Consider the following 3,697-nt stretch of genomic DNA (forward strand, 5'->3'; position numbering starts at 1 on the left):
ATGCATTTAACCAAGATTTTTATGATAAATATAGGATGCAATATTGTTCAAGAATATGTTATGTAATTGGAACTGACAACAGAATAATGGACAAATTCTTAATTACGGACTGGAAAAATAACCTAACAAAAATATTAAAAGAATAAAAACTACTGCCAACACCGTGTATAATTCATTGCTCTTGTTGGTTAAGTCAAGGAAAAAATCTCACATAATTTACTATCTTTAAAACTCGGAAAGAACTGCTGGTTCAACCTTGCGCTTTTTTTCCCGAGGAATTTTCGCCATAAACGGCTCATCCAAGCGCAAAGCGCTTCGGCTGAAATTCCGCAACAAATCATACACAATTACGTTGTGTGTCATTTGGGTACACAATATTCCATCAAATTTTCAACCAACAAATAAACTGAAGTAAAAGGAGCTGAATTTGATGGGGATTTTCCTTTATTAATTTCTTCCAACTTTTTCGAACTCTTAACTGCTAGATTTAAATCACCTTTTTCAAAAATAAGTTCAACTATTTCTTCACTATTCTTCTCATATTTTAGGCCTAATATATCTGATAAAATCTCGATATATTGACTTCTATGCAGGTTTGCATCTAAATATTGAAAATGAAGTACATACCAAAGTTCAAAAGACTGATTTGAAAAAGCGCATTTGATATTACTTTGATTTGCTAAATTGAATGCGGAATCAACTCTTTCATTAGGAAAGTCATCCTTGTCAAAAACTGCCCATACTTCATCGAATTCTGGAGTTATAGGGTCTTTTAGTCTCTCAAGTTTTAAACTTATTGCCTTTTTGACCACATTCAAGGTGTTATCACCTTCACCTACCAACTCAACTGTATTTAATAAATGTTTTGGTAACTTATTTCTGAAATATCGAAAATAATTTGGCTCTGTTTTTTCACCTTCACATACTATAAGAAAGTATTTTCTTTCTTGAAGTTGTTCCACTTTCTTAACAACTTCCTTTTCTTTGGACTCTTCTAATTCTTTTAAAAAATCTGCAAATGAGAAATTATTCTTCATAGAAAACCAATTAAAACAATTCCTCTAAATCAGAAATTATCGGAATGGCACCATATTTACCATCTAAATAATTTCTATCATATGGGCTCTCTTTCCTCGGTTTATATTCAACCAGAGACACCAATTCAGTTCCACCATATTCATCTTTTTCAATAAAACAAATTTGGTCTCTTCGTAAAATCCTTTTATCCAATAAAGCAGTATCGTGACAAGCAATCAATAGCTGCGCTTCACTTTTAACAGTTGGAGAATTAAACAAATTTATTATGGCTTTTGTCAATAAAGTGTGTAATCTCGCATCAAATTCGTCTATTATTAAAAAACGATTTTCCTTTAATGCTTTAACATAAACACCTATCATATTAAAGAACTTCTTCGTTCCTTCCGATTCGTATTTATCAAGCAAAAATGGTGCATTACCTACTAGTTTGTTATCCTTATCATATTTATTATGAATCATAAGAATTGCCCTATTATCAGTTTTGTCGAATTTTTCTTTAAAATTCTTTTTCATCTCTTTAGGTACAAATTCAATAACGTCTTCGTATTTAATGTCCATTACATCTATTCCATTAATACCTAAATCAGCTTTTTTAATAAAGGTATTTATCAAATTAGAATAATCTTTATTTTCTAGGATTTCCAATGTTTCATCTCTGTAGGTTTGGTCCATTAAACCGTGAACAGCATAAGTTTTATCAAACCATTCAAGTATTTTTTCAGCTTTTTTGACATTCCATTGAGCAGAAACAGCTAAAAACAAAGCATTATCACGAGTTCTTTTTTCAAGACCAGATGCATTTGCAAATCTTTTGTCATCAATTTGATATTCATTTTCGATTCTTAAAAAAACTGGATATTCTTTAACTTTTTTTGTCTCTAATAACCATTCTTTCACAATCTTCTCATCCGTAGTTTCAAAGCCATACCTATATTTTATATTTCCAACATAAAAAGACATTTCAAAATAGCTAGGTTCATCTTCAGTTTCTGTACTTAACTTAAATGGTTCTACTTCGATTTCTTCATTACTTTGTAAATCAGTTGCCGAATAAAGTATCATCCATCTGAAAAAAGCAACTGCATCCAATACATTTGATTTCCCACTAGCATTATGCCCATAAAGAACAACAGTTTTCAATAATTCGTCTCTACCTTTTTGAATTACATTTGAATCTGAATGTTCACTTATACCTGTTGCTAAAAAACTGAGAGTCAAAGTATTTTTTATTGACTCATAATTTCTAATCTTAAAATAAATTATCATTTATGAAGGTTTTCTACAAAAATACATCTATTTTTAACAAATACTATTGTTTTAACACTAGTATGTGAATAAAAACGACACACAACAATGGCTATAAGTAATTGCTTGTTCTCGCTTACATCTGAAAATCCTCACGGATTTTCAGCTTGGTGTTTACTTGCAAAAGTTAGTGCTAACCCACGCAACTACTCATAGCCGAGACCGTTAGCACACATATGAAAAAACGAACTTTAGTCATTTTACTTTTTATCTTCTTCTCGACTTTGGGTTGGTCGCAGAATTATAAAAAAGTAGATTCTATAGTTTTGACATATCCTACAAAATTTAGTTCTGTAACAAAACTAGCTGATAGAATATCTTCAGATTTTTCAACTGATTTTGATAAAGTTCGGGCAGTTTATACTTGGATTATAAATAATGTAGCTTATGATTTGAGCGAATCCGGAATTTATAGTTACGAATATTCTAACAAGAAAGAATTTGAAAAAAGAAAAGCTAAATTTGAAAAAAAACTATCCTCAAGGGTTATTTCAAAAGGAAGAGCTGTTTGTGAGGGGTATTCAACCTTGTTCACTGCAATCTGTGACAATCTGAATATCAAATCAAAAATAGTTAGTGGTAATGCTAAAACTATTGTAAGAGATATTGGTAAAAGATACCATTCTAACCATGCTTGGAATATAGTTTTAATTGAAAATAAGTCTTATTTAATTGATGTAACTTGGGGAGCAGGAACTTACAACAAACATTTTGAAAAAAAGGCTAATTATTTTTACTTTTTAACTGATCCAAACTTATTTATAAAAAAACATTATCCCGATTATTATGAAAACGCTCTTTTGGATACAAAAGTTGAGAAAGAAGATTTTTTAAATAGTCCACTATTATACAATTATGATTTTAAGCTCATAAATCCATCAAATGGAATTATAAAAAAATCAGAAGTAGGTACACTTAAATTTACATTTTCCTATGACAAAAATGTAAGTTCAATCAGTTATGACCTTGATAAAACAAATTATCAAGTAACGGAATTTAAGAATAATGAGGATTTAGAATTTGAAATAGATTTATCTGGATTGAATAGAGAAAGAGAATTGGTAATTTATATTGACTACAAAGCAATTGTTGCATTCAAACTAGAATAAATACGTGTGCTAACACCGTGTATAGCTCATTGCGGTATTGTTAGATTTATTAAATTTCCTACAACTTCATAAATTCTTAGCTCAACCGAAAAATCCGTACCTTAAAAACCGCAACGAAACCATACACAATTACGTTAGGTGCAATTTGCTCACTCAAATGAGAATACCGAAAATAAAAGGAATAATCGACAGACGAATTTTAATCAATTACCAAATTGATAAAGAAGTCTTGGAAAATTATTTAC

At 30.0% G+C, this 3,697-nt stretch carries 3 protein-coding genes; 1 reads left to right on the top strand and 2 read right to left on the bottom strand.

Translation table 11 applies throughout. The features are described from left to right. Positions 1-359: 359 nt before the first annotated feature. Positions 360-1,037: an RloB family protein gene (locus ACU8DI_RS15170; RefSeq protein WP_447113640.1), complete on the bottom strand. Its 678-nt coding sequence runs from the start codon at positions 1,035-1,037 to the stop codon at positions 360-362. Between the two features lie 10 nt (positions 1,038-1,047). Beyond that, positions 1,048-2,304 (bottom strand): AAA family ATPase, encoded by a 1,257-nt coding sequence (locus ACU8DI_RS15175; protein ID WP_447113641.1) that lies wholly within the window; start codon positions 2,302-2,304, stop codon positions 1,048-1,050. A gap of 215 nt (positions 2,305-2,519) precedes the next feature. Between ACU8DI_RS15175 and ACU8DI_RS15180 the strand changes: the two genes are divergently transcribed. Then, the gene (locus ACU8DI_RS15180; protein WP_447113642.1) at positions 2,520-3,452 is read left to right on the top strand and encodes a transglutaminase domain-containing protein; all 933 of its coding nucleotides are present in this window, start codon (positions 2,520-2,522) and stop codon (positions 3,450-3,452) included. Positions 3,453-3,697 lie beyond the last annotated feature (245 nt).

This window comes from Psychroserpens sp. BH13MA-6, assembly GCF_052983595.1.